The sequence below is a fragment of the Psychrobacter sp. Choline-02u-9 genome, assembly GCF_002836505.1.
Classification (GTDB): domain Bacteria; phylum Pseudomonadota; class Gammaproteobacteria; order Pseudomonadales; family Moraxellaceae; genus Psychrobacter.
The window spans coordinates 172,174-195,400 of sequence record NZ_PJBF01000042.1 but is presented as its reverse complement, the minus strand read 5'-3'; the positions used below and the strand labels follow the sequence as shown (position 1 = coordinate 195,400).

The window sequence follows — 23,227 nt, the reverse complement described above, 5'->3', positions numbered from 1 at the left end:
TTTCACGGATTAAGTTAGGTAAATTATTATGAACAAGAATATGTTCAATCGCAGGCGTTTCTTAACAGGATCTTCTACTTTGTTAGGGGCATCCATGCTATCCACACTGCCGTCTATTGCCAATAGTGCGCTCGGTAAAGGCCAGCAGAATGTAGCCATCAACAGTGATAAAGCCGACCATATCGTACCTATCTTAACTGGGAATGAGTTTGATCTGTATGTCAGCAAGAAGCCCGTCACTGTCAATGGCAAGTCGAGTATGGCAACACTGATTAATGACTCGCTACCAGCACCAACGCTAAAGATGCGTGAAGGCGATACCGTAACCATTCGTGTTCATAACCAGATGAATGAGTCAACCTCTATCCATTGGCATGGCTTGCTGGTACCTTTTGAGATGGATGGCGTACCAGGTATCAGTTTTGATGGTATTCCCGCGAACAGCACCTTTACCTATAAATTCAAACTTAAACAATCAGGCACCTATTGGTATCACTCACACAGTGGCTTTCAAGAGCAAACCGGTATGCTTGGTGCTATCGTCATTGAACCTAAAGGGCGTGAGCGTCATCCTGTTGCAGAAGACCATGTAATCGTGCTAAGTGATTGGACGCACCGCGATCCGCACAATCTCTTGAAGCTGCTCAAACAGCGCGCAGACTTTGATAACTACCACTTGCCAGACTTCAAAAAACTATTGTCTGATATCGCAGCAACAGATCTAGAAGCCGCTCATGACAAGCGCAAAATGTGGAATAAGATGCGCATGATGCCAACGGATTTCACCGATCTATCTGGTGAAAAAACCTTTACGTATCTGATGAATGGTAAGACCACAGCAGCTAATTGGACACAACTAGTGAAAGCGGGACAGCCCGTCAAACTACGCTTTATCAACGCCTCAGCACAGACGATATTTGATGTGCGTATACCGGGTCTCAAAATGACGGTGGTGGCAACAGATGGTATTGACGTCGCACCCGTTGCGATTGATGATTTCCGCATTGGGGTGGCTGAGACTTATGATGTCATTGTCACGCCTACTCAAGATGCACATACCATATTTGCCCAAAATATCGATCGTTCGGGCTATGTCGCGACCACGCTTGCAACCAAGAAAGGCGCTCGTGCGGCAATACCTGCTATGGATAAGATTGAGTGGCTGACCATGGCCGATATGATGGGTGCGATGGGTGACAAAGGCTATAAAGCAAAGCATGCTAAGACCGAGTATGACTTTAAATCTGATATGCGTGTCGACAGTCCACGTATGAACCTCGATGACCCCGGTATCAACCTGCGTGAGATTGATAGAAAGGTTTTGACTTATGATCAATTACGCTCTGTCGATGAGGCCATATTTGCGGAGCAGCGTAAGCCTACTAGAGAGATTGAAATACATCTGACTGGTAACATGGAGCGCTATATTTGGGCCTTAGATGGTGTCATGTTTAAGGATGCAACCCCTGTCAATATTAAGCCAAACGAGCGCGTACGTATTACCTTAGTCAATGACACTATGATGAACCATCCGATGCATTTGCATGGTATGTGGAGTGATTTGCGCACGCCATCTGGAGACTTTCAGGTACGTAAACATACGATTGTGGTGCAACCTGCGCAAAAGATTAGCTTTGATGTGACGGGTGAATTTGGACGATGGGCGTGGCACTGCCATCTGCTTTATCACATGGAAGCCGGTATGTTCCGAGAAGTTGCCGTCGTTTAACAAACCTTCGAATATGAGGCTTATTATGAAAATATCTAAGAAAAATCTGCCATTCATTGGTTTGTCATCACTAGTCTTGCTCGCATCATCTTTTGCAGCAGCTGCTGAGATGTCGAATATGGATCACAGCGGCATGGATATGTCCGGTGATATGTCTGATATGGATCACAGCGGCATGGATATGTCAGGCGATATGTCTGGTATGGATCATAGTGGCATGGATATGTCGGGCGATATGTCTGGTATGGATCACAGCGGCATGGATATGTCCGATATGGATCATAGCGGCATGGATATGTCGGGTGATATGTCTAGTATGGACCACAGCGGCATGGATATGTCAGGCGATATGTCTGATATGGAGCACAGCAGTATGGATATGTCAGGCGATATGTCTGATATGGAGCACAGCAGTATGGATATGTCGGGTATGCAAGGTGGGCAGCCACCAGCTGATGCTCGCAGTCCAGACTATTCAAATGGGGTTCCATACGGGCAGTATGGTAAACCCATGATGATGGGCAGCATGCCATTATGGGGAGTCTCAGTAGACGACTTGGGCTATCAGTTTGATGAGGATCAAATCAACTTCGAAGCGATGGGTTGGTATGGTACTGATAGTAACCGTATAAGACTACGGACGGAAGGTAGTGCTCAGACTAAAGATGATAAAGAAATCGATAGCTTGAGCTCGCTTGCTTATTGGAAACCACTGAGCATTTTCTGGAATGGTGAAGCTGGTGTCGCTTACGATACTGAAAACGATAACGCTGCCATAATGGCAGGTATTGTCGGTACCGCGCCTTATTTTATCGAAACGGATGCGAGAGCCTACTTATATACCGATGGTCAACTTCGTCTTGATTTGGGCGCAGAGTACGAATGGCGTTTGGATCAGCATTGGGTAGTCATACCGGAGGTTGGACTGACTGCCTTTAGTAAAGATGACCATGATAATGGTATTACCAAAGGCTTTAATGAGATGGAAACTGAGGTCAGGCTGACTTACGAGACATTCAGTCGCCAGCTAGCTCCTTATGTAGGTGTTAGTTATGAGACAGCGCTTGGCAAGGCTCGTGGCCAACGACGTCAAGAAAATGAATCAGTTGATAGCAGTAGTTTGACTGCGGGGGTTAAATTCTGGTTTTAACTGTCTACCCATTTTAATTTAACAAAACAATGGAGGTCATATCATGGAAGCTTCTAAGCAAAAAAATATGAACCCTTATGTAAAATTCACCTTAATGATTCTGACATCGACTGTCATCATGTATATCATGATGTATTTTAACACCTACCAGTGGGATCACATTTACTTTAGTGAAACCCGAGCTTATATGGCGCTATATATGGGTGCCGGTATGGCAGTCGTCATGTTGGCATTTATGACCAATATGTATAAAAAGACCAAGGTCAATTTGATGATCTATGGTCTAAGTGTATTGATGTTTGCAGTTGGTATCTGGGGCGTTAGATCTCAAGCGACTGTCGATCAAGTCGATTGGATGCAGGCGATGATACCGCATCACTCGATTGCCATTCTCACTAGTAGTCGCGCTGATATTGAAGATCCGCGTGTACAAAAGCTTGCTGATGATATTATAAAAGCACAAAAACGTGAAATTGATGAAATGAAGCAGTTGATTGATGAGCTTGAATAAGAGAATGGTGTACCAGTGAACGCTGCGAAAAGTGATCACTCTTTTCTGCTCAGACGCTCAATGACCCAGCCTGCTAGTGGGAAAGACACCAACTGTGTCAGTGGAACAAGTATTATCGTTTCAATTAATACCACCACTGGCAGGCTTAATCCTTGGGTCACAGGCTTCAATAACGTCAATACGATTAGGAGCGTTGGATAAAGTCCGACATATCCTATCAATATGCGTATAAGTCTGTCTTTGGAATTCTGATTCATTGCCTACTACCTATTGATAAAACGATAAAAGAAAAACCTTTAAGCGACAAAAACAATAATTGTCGCTTAAAGATTGACTGTCTGTGAATATCCAACAAGTCACAAATTTATAAATGAAAATAAGGCCATTAGTATTAATGGCCTTATCTCAGTCACTGTTTATGTACTTTGCTATTCTTGATAGTAAGGATAATCACTGTAGCCCACATCAGTACCACCATACATCGTGGTAGGATCTACTTCATTCAATGGCCAGTTATTGGCAATACGCTCTGGCAGATCAGGATTGGCGATAAAAGGACGACCAAACGCGAATAAATCACCGTAGCCTTTTTCTAAAATGTTCACAGCTTTTTGTACCGTGTACTTGCCAGCATAAATAATACGGCCTGAAAACTCTTCTCTGACTGCTTGATAAAAAGTGTCTGGTAAATCAGGCGCATTATCCCAATCAGCTTCTGCAATGGACAAATAAGCAATACCCGCTTGCTCAAGCAATTTGACTGCTTCGACATAGGTATGATGGGGATCTGACTCTACCAAGCCTAAATACACGCGCGTCTCATCCGTACTCGCAAATAATGGCGCAAAGCGTACGCCTAAACGATCAGCACCCACCACATCACTGACAGCAGCGACGATTTCTTTTAAGAAGCGCAAACGATTGGTCAACGACCCACCATATTGATCATCACGGTGATTGGTGTGCTCAGAGATAAACTGATTGACCAAATAACCGTTAGCACAATGCAGCTCTACCCCATCAAAACCCGCCTCCAATGCATTGCGCGCAGCGGCCGCATACATCGTTACCAACTCACCAACTTCATCGGTACTGAGAGCGCGTGGCTCACTTGGATCAGCCAATGCACCTGCACCTGGACCTGTTTCAATAAATACTTTGACGTTATCAGCGGTAATATCAGACGGCCCTACCGGCTGAGCACCATTAGGCTGCAAGCTGGTGTGCGACACACGGCCTACATGCCAAAGCTGAGCAAAAATAATACCGCCTTTGTCATGTACTGCTTGCGTGACTTTTTTCCAGCCTTCAACTTGGGCTGGTGAATGGATACCCGGTGTCCAAGCATAACCTTGACCTCTTGGCTCAATCTGCGTACCTTCCGTCACCATAAAGCCTGCTGACGCACGCTGTGCATAATAGCTGGCCATTAAGTCATTAGGGATATTGTCAGGTTGCGTGCTACGAGAGCGTGTCAATGGCGGCATTACGATACGGTTGTTGAGCGTATAAGGCCCAAGTGCTACAGAGGAAAATAATGTCTTTGTACCTGGAATAGTTTGTGTCATAAGTATCTCTTTTAAAGCAGCTGATGGCTTATTATTGAATGTATTGAGCCTGTTTTAATGCTTAACAGCTCATTTAGTGGCTACTTAAGCAATGTTGGTCAGCATAGCGTTTTGCAGGTACAATTAGAAACAACCGTTTCTTGTTTAAGATACAATTATTAATGGTATGAAATTATGAATGGTATGAATCGGCTCGATATCAAGCAACTTAGAGTATTGCAGGCGCTACTTGATCTAAAAAACTTGTCGCAAGTCGCACGCAAAATGGGGCTGACCCAACAAGCCATCAGTGAGCAGTTACGCAAGTTACGTGAGGTGTTTGATGATCGTTTGTTTATTCGTCAAGGCAATAGCATGGTGGCAACACCAAAAGCGCTATCGATGCAGCAACCTATTGACCATATATTAAAGCAGTTGGAAGATTTGTTAGAGCCAGAGATTTTTATGCCGCACACATACAAAGGCGTCTTTACGATTAGCGCGACCGACTATGCGACGCAAGCCTTATTACCGCAGTTGTTTAACATAACGCGACGCAACGCACCAGATTTGAAGTTAATCGTGCGCGACTTTGCCTCGGACAATATCAATCAGCTGATAGCAGCAGGTGAGCTTGATTTGTTGATTACCTTTCCTGAATTTATCCCTGATAACTTATCGTATGTCACTCTGTTTGAAGAGCAACATTTATGCGTGACGGGTTGTGAAAATACCTTTGCCACAGAGCCATTAACGCTGTCGCAAGTGGCTGCACACGCGCAGCTAGTCGTGTCACCCTCGCGTGCTAATTTGCGCGGCTCTCATGATCAATGGTTTGCAGAAAAAGGTCTAAAACGAAACATTGTGATGTCGGTTCCTAGCTTTTCGGCTGTACCAGATATTTTGCACACGACTGACATGATTGCGTTTTATCCTTCGCGATTATTGCCGAGCAATAAGGTCAAAGAACTTGAGGTGGAAGCATTGCCGCCTACTTTTAAGGTCATCGCAGCATGGCATCCACGTACTACTGACAGTGGCATACATCGTTGGTTAATCGAGCAATTACGAAATCTATAATAATTAACTTAGCTATAGCCAACCTTGAAACGACATCGAACACTCTTAAACTTGATGTAAGTATTATCTAGACTAAACATGGTTCTACACAAGATTCTAGACGGGTGCACATAATCACCTTAGTAACAGTTTCTTAAAATAACAGTCTTTTAAACATAGTTATCCTACGCAATACTCTCCAAATTGGGTATTAAATCATTACTGCTTATCACTTTATCAACATCAACAAACTCACCTTTACCCATGGCGCCAAGATTATAGTCTGCAAACTCATGATATAAAGTGACCACATCACCCATAATCAATAGTGCAGGGGTTGGCAGTTTTGCTTCAGCTTGCTGATCAGCGATATCACTTAATGTGCCGATAAGTACTTGCTGCGTTGGCATACTGGCATGACTAATGATAGCAAAAGGCGTTTCGCTGTCACGTCCGCCTGCTATCAACCCTTGTGTCATCTCATGCAAACGGTGCAAACCCATGTAAAACACAACTGTCTGGCTGCTGTCCATTAGCTCACTATAATCGTTATTAGGCGCGCCATTTTTTTTGCAAGCAGTAACAAACTTGACCGATTGAGCATGGTCACGGTGCGTTAGTGGAATTCCTGTACGGCTAGCAGCGGCACTGGCGGCAGTAATACCTGGAATAGACTCAAAATGAATGCCATGACGTACCACTTCCTGTAGCTCTTCGCCGCCGCGTCCAAAAATAAAAGGGTCGCCACCTTTTAAGCGAACCACCATCTTACCTGCCAGCGCGTGTTTGACCAGTAGCTCGTTAATACTTTCTTGTGGCAATGCATGATTGGCGCGGCGCTTACCAACGAATATTTTTTCAGCCGTGCTCGCGCACATATCCAAAATATCCTCAGACACCAGACTGTCGTATAACACTACCTCTGCGCGCTGCATTACTCGCCACGCTTTTAATGTTAATAGCTCAGGGTCACCAGATCCTGCGCCAATCAGATGCACAGTGCCTCTTTTGGTGCAAGTTTGCACGTTTTCTGCGCAGTGTTGATCCATTAGCTGATAGGTCTCATGCATTGAGGTAGCGGCAGATATATTGGTCATGGTGGTGACTCCTGATAACAGCGTGAATACAGCAAAATGGGCAACCACAAGCAAAGTTGTCAATAAACCCCTACCCTAAAATGGCTTATTGTTCATAACACAACACTCAACCAGTAATTGCATATAAAAGGCTGCAAGCGACGTGCCATAACATCATTTAAGCTTGTGCCAATGGGCCGCATTCTGCGATTAATGCGTTAATTTGCCCCACGCAAGAGCCACAATTGGTACCTGCTCGGCACTGCTTACCCACTGCCGTCGCACTAATACAACCATGCTGTGTGATAGCGTTGAGAATGGTATTTTTTCCAACTGACATACATGAGCACACTAAAGGTCCTGGATCAACATAGCCGCTGGCAGGCCGCCCCGCTAGCAACCATTTATATCGTTGATTAACAGGTATTTGACTAGTATCCGTAAAGCAGCTATCGAGCCAACGTACACTCGGTAATTGCTTTTGCGTTGGAGCAACATAAATAGCCATAATCAGTTGTGTGCTGGGTCTCTCATCATCAGATGACCCACTATTTATGGCAGCGTTATTTGAGTCCGTCTCAGGCGCAGATTGCGTCACAATAAAACGCAATTGATTCTGTACATTATCGACCGTAAACGCCGTATGCATGACACGCTCTTGACAGTTTGGCTGTGATAATGATTGCATAGAGGCCATAAACTGCTGCCAAAACTCGGGGCACGCTAAGGTACTGCTAGCCTCCACCATCGGGCTAGCGAGATTTATCAAGACACTGTTATTTTGATGACTCAAACTCCAAGTAAGTGCAGGTAATGCCTCTGGCAAAATATTATTCGAATGTGCTTCGCATTTTGTTTCAGACAATTCTTTCTCTGACGATTGCGCAGAAAAATTGGCCAAAATAGTACGTAGTTGCACTATAACGGCGTCTTGCCACTCAGGATGCACCAAAATCTTGCCAAATGATTGCATAGGAACGGACGTGACACTGATCGCCGAATTTTTGAGCTCTGGCTGCCCTGAATGTGGATCGACGACTGTTGGAATAAGGGGACCTACCCGAGCAAAGCTAGCAAAAGCATTGCTCCAATGCATGGGCATAAACGCATCACCAACGCGCAACGTATCGCTAATGGCAACTTGCGCCATTACGGTACTTGCGGGCTCGTTGCCATCCCTAGCCGTACTCATCGCGATATCAATGACTATGCCATTATTGGTCACGCCGTTCTCATAACTTTCATACTTTCCGTAGTTTTCATACCTACGATGCAGTTGCACAAAATCATTGTCTTGAACACCTAGCTGCCGTGCATCATTAGGATGTATGGTCAGTGTCGGTACTGGCTGATGTTGATTTAACTGCGATGCAAGGCCAGTGCGAGTCATGGTGTGCCATTGATCACGCAGCCTGCCAGTAATCAGGCGTACATGAAACACTTCGTTTTCAGATTGAGTATCATACTCAACCTCGTGTTTAGAGGGTGTTCGATTATCAACAATCAGTTGGGGTTTTTGCCTGCTTTGATATCGATGCACATTAGCTACGCTCGCTTCATTAGAGGGTGTAATAGCGATTAACTGTGACTTAGTAATAGTAGCAGCGGAATTAATAATCTCGTTTTCTAAAGGTTTTATCTTATCAATCATAGAGATACGCGTGCCACCCCATTGAAACGGTAGCATCTCTTCGTATGCTTGCTGACTGAGTACGATTGGCTGATGTATTTGATTGCCGTTCTGGTTAATATGCTGGCTAATATATTGTTGAGCAGGTTTATCGGCTGGTACCTCATCTGTCATTAAAGCAGACAAGTCTTTGCTAAGGTTCAGATAACGAGGGTAATTCTTATTAGAGTGAGATGTTCTGTGGCTATGCGTATTACCATCAGCGGTCAATGCCACATGCTCATTAAATATCTCGCTAGGATGTTGGTAATCAAACCCCGTTAATCCCATTCGTGTGGCAACTTGAGACAGTATCCACCAATCTGGTTTGGCAAGCCCTGCTGCAGGCATTAATGTCCGCTGCCGAGAGATACGCCGTTCAGAATTGGTGACCGTTCCAGATTTTTCACCCCACCCTTGAGCAGGCAGTACAATGTCGGCACACTTTACCGTATCACTGTCTACCGAGCAATCAGAGACAATTACCAAATCACATGCAGCAAGCGCTTGACGAAAATTATCCGCATCTGGCAAGCTGACCACAGGGTTGGTGGCCATAATCCAAATGGCCTTGATACGACCATCCAATATGGCAGCGGCAGCATCGCAGGCTTTGACACCCACGTTTGGGGAGATAGGTTGAGGCGACTGCCAAAAGTCTGCCACAAGCTGACGATGATCGGCATTGTCTAGTTCTAAATGCGCCGCCAACAGATTTGCAAGGGCGCCGACTTCTCGTCCACCCATTGCATTAGGCTGTCCAGTAAGTGAAAACGGACTGGCCCCTACTTTGCCCACACGCCCCGTGAACAAATGGGTATTGGTAATAGCATTGACCTTATCGGTTCCGCTTTGTGATTGATTAACGCCCATACTAAAGGCAGTGACTGTTTTATCAGTGGCGGCAACGCATTCATAGAACTGGCGGATACTATCTGCCGACACTTGGCAGGCGTGTGCAACTTTGTCAATGCTCCATGCTTTGGCAGCATTCACCGCATCATCAACGCCCAAGCTTTGGTTAACATATTCATCATCTTGGCAACCCTGCTGATCTAGGTAATGCAGCAACCCATTATATAAATGTGTATCCGTACCCGCAGCAATTGGTAAATGCAAATCAGCAAATTCACAAGAGTCCGTACGGCGCGGGTCTATTACAATCAGTTTTTTATTAGGATTGGCTTTTTTGGCTGCTAAAAATCGACCAAACAAAATAGGATGGCACCACGCCATATTGGAGCCTACCAGTACCAATAAATCACAAGCTTCCAAATCCTCGTAATTACCCGGCACAAGGTCTGCACCAAACGCACGTTTGTGCCCAGCTACTGCAGATGACATACACAGCCGAGAGTTGGAGTCGATGTTATTATTACCAATAAACCCTTTTATAAATTTGTTAGCCACGTAATAGTCTTCAGTCAGCAATTGACCTGAGACATAAAACATAATGCTGTCTCGCCCGTGTTTAGCGATAGTGTCATTTAAACGACTGGCTACGTCATCTAAAACGGTGTCCCAGTCTGTCTGATTTATAAGTGGCTTGTCGGATACGTCTATAGCATTGAAATCATTACCCAATTGCATAGGCTGATGCTGTTTCATGACTGCTTGCTTGTTTTGATAATATGGCTCGGTCAAGCGGCGCGCAGTGCCCAGTGTTTGTGCTAGCGCACTCCCTTTGGAGCACAATTTACCAAAGTTAGCCGGATGCTCAGGATCTCCTTTAACGCTCAGCACCTCTGTCTCATTTACGCTCGCTAAAACACCGCATCCCACTCCGCAATAAGGGCACGTCGTGCGGATAGTAGTGATAGAGCTATCAATCGAGCTATCAATCAAATCGCCATCAGAAGACGTCAGTGCTTTTTTTATATTTTTGGCAGCACTTATATCATGTGTTTCAATGACGCAGTCTGTTGCTTTTTGCACGCTATTAGGTAGGCCGTTCGATTTATTAGCTGATACTACTTTGCTTGCAGCAGATTCATTGGCAATAGCGTCATTCATAATGCATCCTCTAACAGTTCAGCCGCTTTATGATGATCGACGTTCTTGTCTGTCTCATTAAATTCTATATCTACTTCCGTAGTTGGCAAATTGTTAAGTGTGATTTCATCCAAATGACAATATGCCTCACCAAATATGAGTGTGTCTTTGATGGACGTAATATCAACGTTATCTATAATCAACTGGCTATAAAAGCTGCCATCGCTGGTGTCCCCATAAAGCACAGCACCAATGAGTTTGTTTTCTTTGAGGTACAGACAATGATAATGGTTTAATTCAGGCTGACGATATACGAGGGTTTCAACAGTATCAGCGGCTTCGTCATCAAAAGCGATTTGCCCTGCAGAAAATGCCGACATACCAGATACTTTTAATTTTAATGACAACGGTTTGCTCACAAAAGAAACCCAGTGATCTGGTACGGCAGTTTTATTGTCTATCACATTTGTATCGTTTTTTATCAAAGCATCTTTTAAAACCGTGACCAACGTATCTACTTGTTGATTGACCGGCGCCACCATTCCAAATAGCTCGCCCTCTCGCTCTATACACTCACCAATCGCATAAACATTGGGACAACTGGTATGCATAAAATCATCGACCACAATACCGCGATTAACCTCGAGTCCGCTTTGCTTAGCAAGCGCTGTATTGGGTATCACACCCACTGCCATCACGATAAAATCGGCCGCTAGCATGCGCCCGTCTTTTAAAGATAGTCCGCATACTTCTCCTGCGTCATTCATCTCAATGGCTTCAGTGTGTGCAGAAACCGCGAGACAAACCCCTCGGCGGCGGAGCTCGGCTTGCAAAAGTTCGGCGGCTGGCAGGTCTAATTGACGATTGAGGACATAACCATCCATATGAATGACCGTCATACTCGCGCCCTGTGCCGCTAACGCGCAGGCAGCCTCCAATCCCAGTACGCCACCGCCAATCACCAAACCCGTTTTTCCTTGGCGGGCATAGTCCATCAGAGCGGTCACATCGGCAAGGTCTCGAAACACATGCACGCCCTTAGCCGTGTGATTGGGGAACGGAATGACTCGAGCAGTTGATCCTGTGGCCATTATTAACTTGGCATAGTTGAGTGTTTGCCCATCATCTAGCTCAATACACTGGCACTTAGTATCTATTGTCTCTACTGCAACCCCAGCCAGCACGGTAATACCCAGCTGCTCATACTCTGAGTTGTCATATAAATAAGTATCTTCAAACGCTGTGTCGCCAGCCAATACTGGTGACAGCATAATGCGGTTATAGCCCACTTGCGGCTCTTTACTGATTAACGTAATTGGCAAACGGGCGGTGTCATCATTTGATTGCGTGCGAGCAAGCTCAATGGCAAAACGACTGCCTGCCATGCCCGCTCCGATAATAACGATGCCAGCGTTTTTTTGATGGTCTGATGCTAAGGCGTGAGTGTTGGTATGAGTATCTACCCTAGTGGAGGCTTGCGACATAGATAGCGACATAAACAGAAAATTCCTTAGCCGCGCGGAGCAGCATTGAATGCAAAACAGCGTGTCATGAAAAGTACGCCAACAACAATAAAATGATGACAAACTCTATGAAGCAAATGCCATGCCATACTAGTAGAGGGTTACGCTTAATGAGAGGCTCTGGGTCGCGGCTGTGCGCCTTATTATCGGGGTTAAAATCTTGTAAAAACTCACCAATGGCTTGATAGCGCGCGTTAGTATTGACATGCAGCGCACGCATGAGTGCCTGTTGGCTGGTGTCAGGTACGTTCTGTTGCCGTAGCGGCTGCGCGGGCATCATTAGTGTTTGGTTTGGCATCATTAGTGTTTGGGTATTAAATGGCAATTGCCCCGTCAGCAGTTCATAACCAATCACTGCAATCGAGAACAAGTCAGAATGCACGCCTTTTGGTGCATCGGTGTAATATTCTGGTGCAGCATAGTGCAAATCACCATTTGGTGGTCGGGTGCTGTCTTTTAAGATAGAGGAACTGGCGGAACCAAAATCAATCAGTTTGACGGCGCCTGATTTGGTTAAAAGAATGTTTTCGGGTTTGATGTCTTGATGCAACAGATAGTTGCGATGCATGACTCGAACCGCCATGCCAATTTTGGTGAGTAAATCAAAGGTTTGCCACACATCACAAGGCTCATGACGATCCATAAAGTCCCGTAGACTCTCACCGGCGATATATTCAGTCAAATGATATAAGTATGTGGTACTTGCTGGTACTGGATAGTAACGCAGCAGCCCCGACTCACTGAGCCCAGAACCCACGTTATGACCACTATTGTTGGATGCAGGATTGACAGACAATCGATTGGGATCAGCTTGATTGTAAGCCGACTCTCCTGCGCGGCGATGTTTTGATAGGCTCAAACCGATTTTACGTTCTTTTAGAAAATCACGCAGATAGTGACCATCGGCAACAGAGTCTAAACTGGGTGATTTTAGAACAAAGTCATGATTGTATTCATCTTGCACCCAGTACACGTGACTGCGAGCCGTACGAGCAATGATACCAATCACAGTAAAACCATCAATATGATCGCCTATCTGTAAATCGGTTGGCAGCTGGTAGCGATTCACATCATGTATGACCGTATCCAGATTATCAAAGTCAATGCCATCAAAATGACCAATACCCTTTGAGCCATTGATAGAAGTAAAATGGGCTGATCGTGTGTTCATACTCAGCATGACCATGCTTAGATTATCATGACTGCCTGCACTAAAGGCTTGCTCGCACACGGCTTGACTGGTGTTAAACCCTAGCGGTAATTTGTGCGTGGTGGCCATCAACTGAAATATATCAGTCGCACTGCTGCACAGCTCAAATTGCAACTCTGTGGGCTCTATATGCTCATAAACCCCATCTGTCATAATGGCCAAACATTCGTTTTGATGAAGGGTAAATACCGATTGTTGTAGCTCTAACTGGCTATCTGCGCCGATAGCTGCAGCAAGCGCTCCTTTGTCTTGGCCGCGGTGCACGCGATGATCTTTGCTCAATACTGTCAGACAATCTACCCCAACGCGGTATATTCGAGAGTCGCCTGTATGAAACAGGTGAATACGGTCACCGATACAGAGCAAGCCTGATAACGTAGACAACAACGGCGGTACCCGTTGATACGATTGAGGAAAATATAGAATATCGTTGGCTTTGTTGACTGCTGTTTTGATGATAGTGGCGACTTGATCATCATCAAAACTGATGGATGACGTCTCATCTTGTGATTGTGCCAGTGCAGTCAACCCTAATGTGATTTTGTGAGCAATGGTATTCACTACCAGTCGACTTGCCTGTTTTGGAAACTGACAAGCGCTGACCCCATCTGCCATCAGCACCAATAATGGGGCTGATGAGGACGGGTGAGATACTGCATGAGGCATTGAGCGATTAGCATTAGATGATTCTGCACCTGAGCATTGATAGGGCAAGCAGGTGGTGATAAGTAAGCTGTCTTGGTTTTCAGTCTTGCGACCTGCCATAGTGAAAAAATCAAGCCACCATAATGCAGTACTGGCATCAACAATATCCTTACTGTCACCAGTCTTATCAATAGCGTGGCTATCAATGCGCTGGCTGACATCGTTGGTAACAAACTGACCTGAGCCTATTAGAGATGACGGATTGCCTGTATTAAAATGAACCGCCATCTCATCAGCGTTTTGGTACATATCACCATCCGCATTTTGACTATTGTTTCTATTGGCGTGTGCTATCGTCATCTGTCTTCACCCCGTACTATCTATGACTCACTTGTATTTCGGCAAATGTGCCATCTGGCATCTCTTCAATAATGATGCCTTCTGGCTCTTTTAAGAGAAACAAAGCAAAGAATCCAGCCACTGCTGTCGCGGCAATTACAAAGAAAAACACTTGATAAGACACCAGGCTCAACACCGTTAAATACACCACTGATCCAACATTGCCATACGCGCCTGTCATCCCTGCAAACTGCCCTGTCATACTGCGTTTGATCAGAGGAATCACTGCAAAAACAGCACCCTCACCTGCCTGTACAAAGAATGAGCAAAACATTGTGATTAACAATGCCAATGCCAGTGGCCACGTTGAGTCAAGGAAGCCCATTAATAGATACCCGATGGCCAAACCAGCTGTCAAAATCAACAAAGTAATTTTGCGACCAAACTTATCACTGAGCCAACCGCCACCTGGGCGTGACATGAGATTCATAAAGGCATAGCTCGATGCCAATACCCCTGCCATCACAATCGATAAACTAAAAGTTTCTTGGTAAAACAAAGGAAGCATCGACACGACGGCAAGCTCTGAGCCGAACGTAGCAAAATACAAAATATTTAAAATACCTACTTGCTTAAAATCATAACGATGCGCCACTGGTACAGGCGTGGTGAAAACCTCTTTATTAAAGCGGTAGCTACTGATGAACTCGTAAACATACAGTATCGCAAGGCCGATATAGACCATGGTGACACTAGACTGGCTCAGCAAGCTCACACCATCAGGTGATAGTTTCCACGCCAATAGGGCCAATGCCAAATACATAGGCAGTTTAAAAACCATCATTAACCAAAAATCACCTGATGACGTCACCATCATGGCACCTGATTTTTTGGGTTTAAAATAAGTAGCTCCTTTGGGTGTATTACGCGCCATCTTATAAAAAATGATGCTATAAATCGCCATCACAACTCCTGACGTGGCTGTTGCATAACGCCAACCTTCATCACCACCGAACACTGCTGCGGCACCAATCGCGATAGTCGGCAATAACAGTGCCGCTGCTGCTGAGCCGAAATTACCCCACCCCCCATAAATGCCCTCAGCTGTTCCCAATTCATTGGTTGGAAACCAATCGCTCATCAAACGGATACCCACCACAAAACCTGCACCCACAAAACCCAGTAAAAACCGAGACAGTGCCAAGGTGTTGTAATCCTGCGCGAACGCAAAGGTAAAACAAGGAATAGCACCAATGGCTAAAATGGCGGTATAAACAATACGAGGGCCAAAACGGTCTGTCAGCATCCCGATAATCACGCGGGCAGGAATAGTCAGTGCCACGTTTAAAATGAGTAGCGTTTTGACTTGATCTTTACTCAGATTGAGTGTTTCTCCAATCGCTGATAAAAATGGTGCATGGTTAAACCATACAAAAAAGGTAAGGAAAAATGCCATCCAACCTAAATGAAGGATTTTATTTTTACCCGTAAATGACAAAACATTAAGCTTGTCTTTACTAGGTGCAACGGGGGCTGATGATGACATAGGCAACTTCCTCAAATGATTAACTTCAGGGTTCTGACAACGTACTAAAGGTACTAAGTGTTCAAAAAATGCAGTATTCAAATATGATAAGTAGCAATGTTTCAAGCAGTGCAATGGTTATGCCAGTTATTTATGTACGCTGCCAAATCCGTATAAAGATCAGCACTCGTTAATTATCCAAGCGCCTTTACTGGCGGGTCTATAACCATTACCACACCTGACGCTTATGCTAATAAAGCATTAACACAGCAGATTTAAAACACTCCATCAGCCTCCCTTATAAACAGCAATAACATCCAACTTGGGGCACTGTAGTGTCTATTTTGGTGCATTAATTTTTGATATCACTGTCGTTAACAATCGTGTTCACCCTGATTTTTGGCAAATAGTGGCGCTAACTATACTCACGTAAAAACCTTTGTACATAAGTGACTCGAACCGATACGGTATACCTTTATGTCTGATGGCAACACGCAAAAACCTAGCTAATCGAAGTGCTCTGGCATGATTATTGAATGCTCTGTAATAGTAGGTATTAAATGCTGTTTATCAGCTGTTGTTGAGAGACGGAGCCGTTTATAGCGTGATAAAAAATAAACGATGTCCGTATTCAACCAGCCCCATTACTAAGGACAGACGCATGATTAGCACTGCATTGAACACAGAAAACAAAGGCAATTTGGTGGTGATTGGCAACGGTATGGTCGGTCATCACTTTATTGAACGAGCAATTGAGCAAGGACTGCACCAGCAATTTGATATTCATGTATTTGCTGAAGAAGACCGCCCTGCTTATGACCGTGTTTATTTGTCGAGCTACTTTGAACATAAAGATGCCAGTAAGCTGAACCTAGTAGATTTAACGGCTTACGAATTATCAAAAGTTAATTTGCATTTGAATCAATGCATTGTAGATATCGATTCTGCCAGTCAGCGTATTACTACTGAGGCAGGCGAGATTATTGAATACTCTGAATTGGTGCTAGCGACGGGCTCATATCCTTTTGTGCCGCCCATCCCAGGCCGCGAGCATCCGCACTGCCACGTATACCGTACCATTGCAGATTTAGATGAGATTCTAGCGATTGCTGAGCTACCCACTGTCAAAAAAGGCGTGGTGGTTGGTGGTGGCTTACTGGGGCTTGAGGCCGCAAAAGCGCTCGTGACGCTAGGGCTTGATACCTATGTGGTCGAGTTCGCACCGCAATTGATGGGCGTTCAGCTTGATGCCGCTGGTGGTGAGATCTTAAAGCGTAAAATAGAAGCACTGGGTGTCAAAGTACTGACAGGCAAAAACACCAAAGAGATTCTGTCTAATACTGCACGCCACTCTGATGACACTAGCAGTGATGGTCAACATTTAACCATGCAGTTTACAGATGGCACCTCTCTAACGACCGATATGATTGTGTTTAGCGCTGGTATTAGACCGCAAGACGGTCTCATTAAAAACAATCCCGAATGCGGTATCGAAATGGGCGGGCGTGGTGGCATCTTGATCAATGAGCAATGTCGCACCAATGTAGATCATGTTTATGCCGTAGGCGAATGCGCAGTATGGGACAATAAAGTATTTGGTCTGGTAGCTCCCGGTTACAACATGGCCAGTATCTGTGCCGCGCAAATCGCTGGTGATAGCAAACAGATATTTACGGGTGCTGACATGAGCACCAAGTTAAAACTGATGGGTGTGGATGTAGGTAGTATTGGCGACGCACATGGCTCAAGTGAAGGCAGCTTAAGCTACCTGTATCAGAACCCTGCTGAGGGAATTTATAAAAAACTGGTCACCACACCAGATAACAAACGATTGCTTGGCGCTGTATTGGTAGGCGACACCGAAGACTATAACAACCTATTGCAATTATATTTAAATGACATTGACCTACCCGCACACCCAGAAAGCCTGATATTACCCAATGTCGAAAAACCCGTGATGGGCATCGACAATCTGCCAGATACCGCCACGATTTGTTCTTGTTATAACGTGACCAAAGGTGCTATCTGCTCAGCCGTCGAAAACGGCGCATACTCCGTCAGCGATGTAAAAACCATGACCAGTGCTGGTAGTGGCTGTGGCGGCTGTGCCCCTATGGTCAAAGATACGGTCAGCTATCAACTCACCGCCATGGGCTTTGAAGTAAACAATGACTTGTGTGAGCACTTTGCTTACTCTCGTCAAGATTTATATAGCTTGATTCGCGTGCACGGTATCAAAACCTTTGATGAATTACTAACTGAACATGGTAGCGGTCATGGTTGTGAGATATGTAAACCAACGGTCGCCTCTATTTTGGCATCGTGCTGGAATGACTACGTACTCAAGACTGAGCTGACACCACTACAGGACAGTAACGATTACTACTTAGGTAACATCCAAAAAGACGGCACTTATTCCGTCGTACCGCGTGTGCCGGGCGGTGAAATTACTGCAGACAAGCTCATCGTACTGGGTCAAGTGGCGAAGCAGTTTAATTTATACACTAAAATCACTGGTGGGATGCGGGTCGATCTGTTTGGCGCACGCATGGAGCAATTGCCTGATATTTGGACGCAACTGGTGCAAGCAGGCTTTGAGACTGGCCATGCCTATGGTAAATCTTTACGTACCGTGAAATCTTGTATCGGTAATAACTGGTGCCGCTACGGCGTCGATGACAGCATTGGCCTCGCCTTGAGATTAGAAGATCGTTACAAAGGCGTGCGCTCGCCGCACAAAATCAAGATGGGTGTGTCAGGCTGTATGCGCGAATGTGCTGAGGCGCAAAGTAAAGACTTTGGCATGATTGCGACTGAAAACGGCTGGAATTTATTTGTCTGTGGTAATGGCGGTATTACCCCGCGTCATGGTGAGCTGTTCGCCACCGATCTGGATACCGAAACCATGGTCAAATACATCGACCGCATCATTATGTTCTATATCAAAACAGCGGACAAGCTACAGCGCACCTCAAAGTGGCGTGAAAGCTTAGATGGCGGGCTTGATTATCTAAAAGCCGTCATTATCGAAGACAGTTTGGGCATAGCAGATGAGCTCGAAGCACAAATGCAATTATTGGTCGACAATTACGTGTGTGAGTGGGCAGCGACGATTAATGACACCGAAAAACTCAAACGTTTCCGTCATTTTGTAAACAGTGAGAAAGGCGATGATAATGTCGTTTTCGTGACTGATCGTGAGCAGATTCGCCCAGCGACTGATGCGGAAAAAGCAACCATCAACCTGGTTGAATTGGCCTAGCCAATGATGAGTGCCTTGTTTGTTATCACAACAAGCAAGGTGCTGTTTTTTCCACTCATGTTTTTAGACTCAAGTTTTACGACTCATTTTTCTCAAATCATGTTTTGCAAATTGCAGCTTATCACTCACGATTTATCATTCATACAGAGCAATATTATCATCACTAAGGATACCGCCTCATGAACCAACAGACTATTTGTACACTTGACGATATCATTCCTGAAACCGGTGTCTGCGCCCTGATAGATGGCAAACAAATTGCTATCTTTCGTACCAAAGAGAACGATTTATTTGCTCTTGATAACTACGATCCATTCAGTCAAGCCAATGTACTGTCACGGGGGTTGATTGGTGGAACCACGATTACAGATGATACAGGAACAGCAAAAGAAGTGCTTTATGTGGCCTCGCCCATCTATAAACAACGCTTTAACCTAGCTACTGGCCAGTGTTTAGATGATGAGAGTATTGTGCTCAATACTTATAAATTCAAACTTGATGGGAATAATGTGGTGGCAAACTACGAATAATAAGCGACGTTATCTCTAATTTGATATGCCATTAATAATTGCTGTATTAATCTAAGACATCCTTTGATTCTGAGATTCAAAGGATGTTTTATTTTTGACAATTACGCTGAAACACCGTGATCTATGATTTTCAAAATACTTACCCAAACTGAAAAGCTGACAATTGCGTTTTTAGCACTTGCTGGGAGTAAGTCTTTTGGCCTTTATCACGTCCTGCTGCACCCACCGCTATCATAAGCGGTAACAAATGCTCTTCTGCCCCTAACGGATGTGAGTCAAGCGCATGAGGAGCATTTTTCCAATTAGCCAAGGCCGTGAGTCGTTTATTCGAATCTGCTGATTCTACAGTGTTCGTTAGCCATTCATCAAAACGCTCTGACGGTTCAGTAAAACTGGTATCGCCATAACCGCGCATATTATGAAAGCTCATGCCGCTACCGATGATTAGCACACCCTCTGTACGCAATGACGCCAATGCCTGACCAGCAGCCAAATGCGCTTGTGGGTCTAAATCATGACGCAGGGATAGTTGGACCACTGGAATATCCGCCTCAGGGAACATTAGCTTGAGCGGTATAAATACCCCGTGATCAAACCCACGCTCCGCATCTTGTTTATTGCTTACCCCTGCCTCTGTCAGTAGACTACTGACTTTCTCCGCCAATGCTGGTGCGCCTGAGGCTGGATAAGTCAAACTGTAAGTATGTTCAGGAAAGCCATAATAATCATAAATGAGATCAGGTTGCTTACTAGCGGTGATACTAAATTCAGCTGTCTGCCAATGTGCACTAATGATTAAGATAGCCTTTGGTCGCTCAGGCAAACGAGCAGAAATGCTCTTTAAAAACGTTGCCATCTCATACCACGTATCCGCTGGTTGCCAATCCATGAAAAAGCACGGCCCTGCACCATGCGGTATAAACAATACAGGCTGGCTAACTGACTCATTAGATAGAAGTGTTATCATGGCTTTCCCCTTGTTGCTTTTCTTAAATGGCTCTAATTAAACAGCTTTATTCACGAAAATTGAATAAAGCTATTTACAACTATAAAACCTATCCTAATTTTTCTGACAATACCTTATCCATACTGAAGGAACCGCCACCTTGGATGGCTAGAGCAAGCGAAGCCACCATCAATGTTAGCGCGTATTCATAACCACCATTATCAGCGAACAGCCCATTACTGATATGGACAGAAAAAATAGCCACCAACATGGTAAAAGCTGCGGCTAAAGCGGCCGGTCTGGTTAGCAAACCTAATACCATAGCCAGACCACCGAAGAACTCAGCACCGCCTGCGAGTATTGCCATCAGGTAGCCAGGCTCCATACCCATACTGCTTAACCATTGAGCCGTACCTGCCAGTCCGTTACCACCGAACCAACCAAATAATTTTTGGGCGCCATGGGCTGCTAAAATTAGGCCAACGGGTACACGAAGAACTAAGGCCGCTGCTCCAGCTTTTGATGTCAAAATAGTATTTAATAGTGATGATTTCATTGATGCTCACTCCATAACGTATGATTAGAATAAATAGTGTCGAAAATGATATAGGCACACTTTACTATCAACGCTATAAAAGAGTAAGATCAGTTATATTGAATAATTATCAACATACTGTTTATAATGGATTTGATATCGAGAGAATTATAGGGACAGATATGGATAGAATCGATGCCATGCGTGCTTTTGTCGCGGTAGTGACAGAAGGCAGCTTTAGTAAGGCGGCAATTACGATGCAGCTCTCGCCGCAGCTAGTAAGCAAGTATGTAGCAAAGCTAGAGGAGGAACTACATACTCGCCTGCTCAACCGTACTACACGCAAAGTCAGCCTGACAGAAGCTGGCAGTCAATACTTTACACACGCGCAGCAGATTTTATTGAGTATTGATGAGATGGCATCGCAGTTAGGCGGCTTACAGCAGCATCCCAAAGGCGTCCTGCGCATCAGTGCGCCCGTCTCCTTTGCCTTAAAGCATATGGCAAAACTCATCACTGATTTTCAGGAGCGCTATCCGTCAGTTACCGTTGATCTGCAGTTGAGTGATCGAAAAGTAGATATCGTTGAAGAAGGGTTTGATATTGCCCTGCGTATCGGACAGCTCCAAAGCTCATCGCTTATCGCCAAGCAGATTGCTCCGATTCGCGTGGTGCTATGCGCCTCGCCTGAGTACCTCAAAGCTCATGGCACCCCTAAGCAACTTGAGGATTTAGAGTCGCATCGCTATTTGCATTATAGCTATATGAATGTAGAAACTAAGGGTCAAATCTACAAATACCTAAAGACCAAACAATTCAAAGAACGTAGCGTTTTCCATAGTAATAATGGTGACGTACTCGTTGAAGCAGCTATTGCAGGCGGAGGATTGATATTACAGCCAACTTTTATTGCTAGCGAAGCATTAAGTACTGGTAAGTTGGTTGTAGTGTTGCCAGAATATGAACCTAGCCCTTTGGGGTTGTATGCAGTCTATGCCCATAGAAAACTACTACCTCACAAAGTCAGATGCTTTATCGACTTTATGACCAACTACTATGGCACGCCGCCGTATTGGGATGAGAATATATAGCTCTAAATATAGAGAAATAAAAAAGCCACGACACATTATGTATCGTAGCTTTCGGTTCAAGCAAACTTAAGCGATCTAATTTGACGATTAGATCCAACCTTCTTCTAATAGGTGCTCAGTATTGCTGATTTTAAAATTATTGCATAAGTCATAGAATGCCATTGGGTCTTCAACATTATCGAGCAATTCTCGTTTATGCAGCGCCACAAATAACGCTAACGCATACGCCGCGCTATGAATAGATTTTTTAGGATTAAAGGTAATATCAGTGAAGCCCTGATATTGAATCACTTCTTCATGCAGCTGAGGATTTTGCTTGAGCGCATTCACGTACAGCCAATCATAAAATGTCGTTAAGGGCTCTACGCCCCATTCCATTCCAAAGTAATTGTAGCCAATGAGCTCGCCCGAAGTCATCAATCGCTCATCCTTTCGGGCTTGTCTTGGCGGCGCAGTCAGCAAATCCGTGTAAGGACCACCATCTTCAAAAACCATACTGGCTTGAAAAGCATTTTCGACACTATATGGATTGTCATCATGCTCATCAGTAATTTTTAAGCTAAACGGGCTTAATGGAAAACTCAGCTTATTACCAGATTTGCTAGACAGCTCTAACACATGCTTAAACCCATACTTTTTACGAATGACTTGTTGTAAGTCATTGATGGATTTTTTCTTTTGTCTGGTCGCAAATCCCACATGCCGCTCAAACATAACCATATCCGTTTTTACCAAATTGTCACTGTTGACTTTGGGCATGAATACAGGTCTTTGTTCTATCGTATTTGGTACTTCTTCCATAGTGATGTGCCTTAATATCAATGGTCTTGTATAAATGTTTTATGTTAACGGTGCTGATATCACCTGCTATTGACGTTGTACTCTGTC

17 protein-coding genes are annotated in these 23,227 nt (G+C 44.7%); 7 read left to right on the top strand and 10 right to left on the bottom strand.

Annotation, left to right across the window (positions count from 1 at the left end; all coding sequences use genetic code 11):
• Positions 1–28 precede the first annotated feature (28 nt).
• The 3 genes from CXF69_RS04410 to CXF69_RS04400 are packed head-to-tail and all read left to right on the top strand — an operon-like array spanning position 29 to position 3,390.
• Positions 29–1,729, top strand: a complete 1,701-nt coding sequence (locus CXF69_RS04410) for a copper resistance system multicopper oxidase (RefSeq protein ID WP_101204547.1) — start codon at positions 29–31, stop codon at positions 1,727–1,729.
• Between the two features lie 25 nt (positions 1,730–1,754).
• Complete coding sequence (locus tag CXF69_RS04405; protein WP_101204546.1) at positions 1,755–2,879, top strand: copper resistance protein B; 1,125 nt, start codon at positions 1,755–1,757, stop codon at positions 2,877–2,879.
• 43 nt (positions 2,880–2,922) lie between these two features.
• Complete coding sequence (locus CXF69_RS04400; RefSeq protein ID WP_101204545.1) at positions 2,923–3,390, top strand: DUF305 domain-containing protein; 468 nt, start codon at positions 2,923–2,925, stop codon at positions 3,388–3,390.
• 35 nt (positions 3,391–3,425) lie between these two features.
• Here the strand turns inward: CXF69_RS04400 and CXF69_RS04395 are convergent, their stop codons facing one another.
• Entirely contained in the window at positions 3,426–3,647 is a 222-nt protein-coding gene (locus tag CXF69_RS04395) for a putative antibiotic biosynthesis monooxygenase (RefSeq protein ID WP_101204544.1), read from the bottom strand.
• Between the two features lie 171 nt (positions 3,648–3,818).
• Positions 3,819–4,958, bottom strand: a complete 1,140-nt coding sequence (locus CXF69_RS04390; RefSeq protein ID WP_101204543.1) for an alkene reductase — start codon at positions 4,956–4,958, stop codon at positions 3,819–3,821.
• 174 nt (positions 4,959–5,132) lie between these two features.
• Here CXF69_RS04390 and CXF69_RS04385 point away from each other — a divergent pair, with 174 nt between their 5' ends.
• Positions 5,133–6,017, top strand: coding sequence for a LysR family transcriptional regulator (locus tag CXF69_RS04385; RefSeq protein WP_101204542.1), 885 nt, complete (start codon positions 5,133–5,135; stop codon positions 6,015–6,017).
• 164 nt (positions 6,018–6,181) lie between these two features.
• Here CXF69_RS04385 and cobA read toward each other — a convergent pair whose 3' ends face one another.
• The 5 genes from cobA to CXF69_RS04360 form a co-directional block, all read right to left on the bottom strand.
• Positions 6,182–7,045 carry a uroporphyrinogen-III C-methyltransferase gene (gene cobA, locus CXF69_RS04380; RefSeq protein WP_227522881.1) on the bottom strand — a complete coding sequence of 288 codons (864 nt, stop codon included), beginning with the start codon at positions 7,043–7,045 and terminating at the stop codon, positions 6,182–6,184.
• A gap of 205 nt (positions 7,046–7,250) precedes the next feature.
• Positions 7,251–10,754, bottom strand: coding sequence for a nitrate reductase (locus CXF69_RS04375; RefSeq protein ID WP_101204540.1), 3,504 nt, complete (start codon positions 10,752–10,754; stop codon positions 7,251–7,253).
• Positions 10,751–12,229, bottom strand: a complete 1,479-nt coding sequence (locus tag CXF69_RS04370; RefSeq protein WP_227522874.1) for an NAD(P)/FAD-dependent oxidoreductase — start codon at positions 12,227–12,229, stop codon at positions 10,751–10,753. Before CXF69_RS04370 ends, CXF69_RS04375 begins: the two co-directional genes overlap by 4 nt.
• A 52-nt stretch (positions 12,230–12,281) precedes the next feature.
• Complete coding sequence (locus CXF69_RS04365; protein ID WP_310649261.1) at positions 12,282–14,471, bottom strand: bifunctional protein-serine/threonine kinase/phosphatase; 2,190 nt, start codon at positions 14,469–14,471, stop codon at positions 12,282–12,284.
• A gap of 16 nt (positions 14,472–14,487) precedes the next feature.
• The gene (locus CXF69_RS04360) at positions 14,488–15,996 is read right to left on the bottom strand and encodes a NarK family nitrate/nitrite MFS transporter (RefSeq protein WP_101204539.1); all 1,509 of its coding nucleotides are present in this window, start codon (positions 15,994–15,996) and stop codon (positions 14,488–14,490) included.
• A gap of 640 nt (positions 15,997–16,636) precedes the next feature.
• Between CXF69_RS04360 and nirB the strand changes: the two genes are divergently transcribed.
• Together nirB and nirD are read left to right on the top strand one after the other, a co-directional pair.
• Positions 16,637–19,237, top strand: coding sequence for a nitrite reductase large subunit NirB (gene nirB, locus CXF69_RS04355; protein ID WP_101204538.1), 2,601 nt, complete (start codon positions 16,637–16,639; stop codon positions 19,235–19,237).
• A gap of 179 nt (positions 19,238–19,416) precedes the next feature.
• Positions 19,417–19,767, top strand: a complete 351-nt coding sequence (nirD, locus tag CXF69_RS04350; protein ID WP_101204537.1) for a nitrite reductase small subunit NirD — start codon at positions 19,417–19,419, stop codon at positions 19,765–19,767.
• A gap of 139 nt (positions 19,768–19,906) precedes the next feature.
• Here the strand turns inward: nirD and CXF69_RS04345 are convergent, their stop codons facing one another.
• Positions 19,907–20,734, bottom strand: a complete 828-nt coding sequence (locus tag CXF69_RS04345) for a DODA-type extradiol aromatic ring-opening family dioxygenase (RefSeq protein ID WP_101204536.1) — start codon at positions 20,732–20,734, stop codon at positions 19,907–19,909.
• Between the two features lie 88 nt (positions 20,735–20,822).
• On the bottom strand, positions 20,823–21,269 hold the full coding sequence (locus CXF69_RS04340; protein WP_101204535.1) for a DoxX family protein: 447 nt from the start codon (positions 21,267–21,269) through the stop codon (positions 20,823–20,825).
• Positions 21,270–21,430: 161 nt separating this feature from the next.
• On the opposite strand from CXF69_RS04340, the gene CXF69_RS04335 reads away from it, so the two are divergent.
• Entirely contained in the window at positions 21,431–22,339 is a 909-nt protein-coding gene (locus CXF69_RS04335; RefSeq protein ID WP_101204534.1) for a LysR family transcriptional regulator, read from the top strand.
• A gap of 87 nt (positions 22,340–22,426) precedes the next feature.
• On the opposite strand, the gene CXF69_RS04330 is transcribed toward CXF69_RS04335, so the two are convergent.
• The gene (locus CXF69_RS04330; protein ID WP_101204533.1) at positions 22,427–23,140 is read right to left on the bottom strand and encodes a DarT1-associated NADAR antitoxin family protein; all 714 of its coding nucleotides are present in this window, start codon (positions 23,138–23,140) and stop codon (positions 22,427–22,429) included.
• Positions 23,141–23,227: the final 87 nt, after the last annotated feature.

Excerpts from the sequence above, each read along its gene's own strand:
- CXF69_RS04410 (WP_101204547.1), top strand. The coding sequence starts at position 29 with ATGAACAAGAATATGTTCAATCGCAGGCGTTTCTTAACAGGATCTTCT.
- CXF69_RS04405 (WP_101204546.1), top strand. The coding sequence starts at position 1,755 with ATGAAAATATCTAAGAAAAATCTGCCATTCATTGGTTTGTCATCACTA.
- CXF69_RS04400 (WP_101204545.1), top strand. The coding sequence starts at position 2,923 with ATGGAAGCTTCTAAGCAAAAAAATATGAACCCTTATGTAAAATTCACC.
- CXF69_RS04395 (WP_101204544.1), bottom strand. The coding sequence starts at position 3,647 with ATGAATCAGAATTCCAAAGACAGACTTATACGCATATTGATAGGATAT.
- CXF69_RS04390 (WP_101204543.1), bottom strand. The coding sequence starts at position 4,958 with ATGACACAAACTATTCCAGGTACAAAGACATTATTTTCCTCTGTAGCA.
- CXF69_RS04385 (WP_101204542.1), top strand. The coding sequence starts at position 5,133 with ATGAATGGTATGAATCGGCTCGATATCAAGCAACTTAGAGTATTGCAG.
- cobA (WP_227522881.1), bottom strand. The coding sequence starts at position 7,045 with ATGGATCAACACTGCGCAGAAAACGTGCAAACTTGCACCAAAAGAGGC.
- CXF69_RS04375 (WP_101204540.1), bottom strand. The coding sequence starts at position 10,754 with ATGAATGACGCTATTGCCAATGAATCTGCTGCAAGCAAAGTAGTATCA.
- CXF69_RS04370 (WP_227522874.1), bottom strand. The coding sequence starts at position 12,229 with ATGTCGCTATCTATGTCGCAAGCCTCCACTAGGGTAGATACTCATACC.
- CXF69_RS04365 (WP_310649261.1), bottom strand. The coding sequence starts at position 14,471 with ATGACGATAGCACACGCCAATAGAAACAATAGTCAAAATGCGGATGGT.
- CXF69_RS04360 (WP_101204539.1), bottom strand. The coding sequence starts at position 15,996 with ATGTCATCATCAGCCCCCGTTGCACCTAGTAAAGACAAGCTTAATGTT.
- nirB (WP_101204538.1), top strand. The coding sequence starts at position 16,637 with ATGATTAGCACTGCATTGAACACAGAAAACAAAGGCAATTTGGTGGTG.
- nirD (WP_101204537.1), top strand. The coding sequence starts at position 19,417 with ATGAACCAACAGACTATTTGTACACTTGACGATATCATTCCTGAAACC.
- CXF69_RS04345 (WP_101204536.1), bottom strand. The coding sequence starts at position 20,734 with ATGATAACACTTCTATCTAATGAGTCAGTTAGCCAGCCTGTATTGTTT.
- CXF69_RS04340 (WP_101204535.1), bottom strand. The coding sequence starts at position 21,269 with ATGAAATCATCACTATTAAATACTATTTTGACATCAAAAGCTGGAGCA.
- CXF69_RS04335 (WP_101204534.1), top strand. The coding sequence starts at position 21,431 with ATGGATAGAATCGATGCCATGCGTGCTTTTGTCGCGGTAGTGACAGAA.
- CXF69_RS04330 (WP_101204533.1), bottom strand. The coding sequence starts at position 23,140 with ATGGAAGAAGTACCAAATACGATAGAACAAAGACCTGTATTCATGCCC.